Annotated in this window: 1 protein-coding gene; it reads right to left on the bottom strand. The window is 52.8% G+C overall.

Annotation, left to right across the window (positions count from 1 at the left end; genetic code table 11):
• A partial coding sequence (locus JCM17102_RS30545) for a hypothetical protein (protein ID WP_148302089.1) occupies window positions 1-2,222 on the bottom strand: 2,222 nt, incomplete at its 3' end.
• Window positions 2,223-2,288 lie beyond the last annotated feature (66 nt).

Genomic DNA, 2,288 nt, shown 5'->3' with positions numbered 1-2,288 from the left:
CCTCCTGTACTGACATGTTCGTACTCATACTCCGTAGTGGATAATAAAAAGCCGTTATCCTTGTAACGGTCCACCCGTTTCAGCTTTCCCGCCAGCCATTGGTCATCGGACATGTTGATGTATTCGTCCGCATGCTTTCCCGGATTGTTGGGAAGAGGGCATACGAGACCTTTCAACTCACTGTAAGAGTGGCTTAACAGGTAATCATTCACCTGTTTCTCTTTTTGGGCATAGTTCAGCTCAGGATCATATTGGTCCCATTCCAGTACGTTGTTGTACTCATGGCAAGGCACATGGTAGACATACTCTGTCACAAGGGCGGAACCGCCGCCTTCCAAACTCTCCCTTACGTTACTGTAGAGCACAGGGCTTCCGTTGTGGAATGTGATCTCACCGACAGGATTGTTATGGATAACCGTCATAGTCTGGAGATTGGTAGGTGAGAAAGGTACCAGCACGCTGGTCTGGTAATCCCGTTCGGTGATGATATGGGGAATGGCTCCGCCTCCCCAGATGCCCCCCCAGCCGATGGAACCTTCCAGCCCGTAGCTGTATCTTTTGTGCACCGTCTTTTGCTCCTTGGGGTCGTAAGTGCGGATGTGCTTGATACGCAGACCGCCGACCGGACGTAGGTACATCGCACCTTCTTCCTCCGGACCCGGATAGCCCATGGCAAAAGCCGCCTGGTTTCCCTCGTATTCGAAGTGTGTTTCCAGACCTTGCGGATTGGTGATCTGGATCAGCATCCCCAGATTGGTCCAGGCGGCGTCAGCTTCGCGGTTCGCTCCCTTATAATCCAGCAGCAGGCGTATTGGCTGCCCGTTCTTACTGTAGGTCAGTATCTTGCGGAAGCTGGGGACCGTATTTACGGCATACCGGTTTTCCGGACCGTTGCAGAATCCCCAATGGTCTATTACCCGGGTATCAATGGAAGGTACATTCAGCCCGCCGTTATAATTGAACTTATACGTCTTCGTCTCCACCCCGGGCGCCGAGATGCTGACAGAATCCAGTTTGGTCAGACTCGTATGGGAGTTGTAGGTACTGAGGTAAAAACGGATGCTGCGCATCGGCTTTCCATGTTCGTCGGTCACTTCGATTGTATCGTATGCATCGTTCCAGTAGTCAGGGCCGCCTACCGAATGATAACTGATTTTCATCGTATTGCCCAGGAAACGGATGTCGGTCAGCCGGGGAACTTCAACGTCGTTGGGAAGGATACTGCCCGAATTGTCAATGTAGAGACCTTCGGAGTAAACGGGGCTCAATTCCGCCTTATAATCATAATAGTAAGCCTCCGAACCTGAGTTATAATCGGGCAACAAGGCATAGTTGTGTTCCTGGAGAGGAAAATGTTCGGTCAGGTTATACCCGTCTTCGGCGGCGTTCTTGTTGATGATTACTTCTCCGGGACCCATGCAGCCTTTGTTGGTGCCGGTTGACTGGTGGGGAAGGATATCGTATTCGAAGGTTACGGACGGGGTGCTCCGGTGGGGCGACCGGATGCCGGTACAGTGCCAGCGGTTGATGGATTGGGTGTAGAAGACTTTCTCCACTACACCGTCGAACTCATAATAATATCCTTTATCGTCGGTGATACTCATTTTGTCGCTTCTATCCCAGTTTACCACATCATTGGTGCGGGGGCAGGTGACCATGGGGCTTCCCCGGTAGAGCATGTAGCCGCTTCCTCCTGCGTGAGGCAGGCTGTAGGTAAAACGGTCCGGCTGACTGTCGCGGATGCCTCGGACAACCTCGTCCATAAAGTTGATCTGTTCCATTCTCGAAGCTCCGGGAGGGGTACCGCGGTGATAGCTGCCCTCGCACAGCCAGCCGTAATTGCCGATGTCGTCCGTACCGCGTATCTCCCGGCTGACGGTGGGCTCGAGGCTGAGGGACCAGTTGGTGCCCGCAAGGCCGCTGCCCTCATGAGGCTTGAGACCGGAGGCGTGGTAGGATAAGGTGACGGGAATCGTGATGTCTCCCGCGACGATCTCATAAAGGGGGATGCGGATGTCAGGTACCCCGGTGCAATAGTCCACCGGATAGGAATGGAATTTGTCCAGAACGGCCGCTTCGGGGGAAACGGGGAAGATCTGTGGTATGTCCAGCTTGACCACCTGGCCGAATGCGGACACTAGGGGAAGGCAGGCGAGGATAAGAAGACGGAAGAATGCTCCGGGAATCCGGAACTTGCTATTTTGGGTAGGATTGGTTTTCATAAGATGTTGTTTTTTATAAATTGAATAATGGGTTGTTTAATAAATATCGGTATACAATCCCCCTGA

It is taken from the genome of Bacteroides faecichinchillae JCM 17102, assembly GCF_000614145.1.
GTDB classification, from domain to species: Bacteria; Bacteroidota; Bacteroidia; order Bacteroidales; family Bacteroidaceae; genus Bacteroides; species Bacteroides faecichinchillae.
This window is presented reverse-complemented; position numbering and strand designations above follow the sequence as displayed.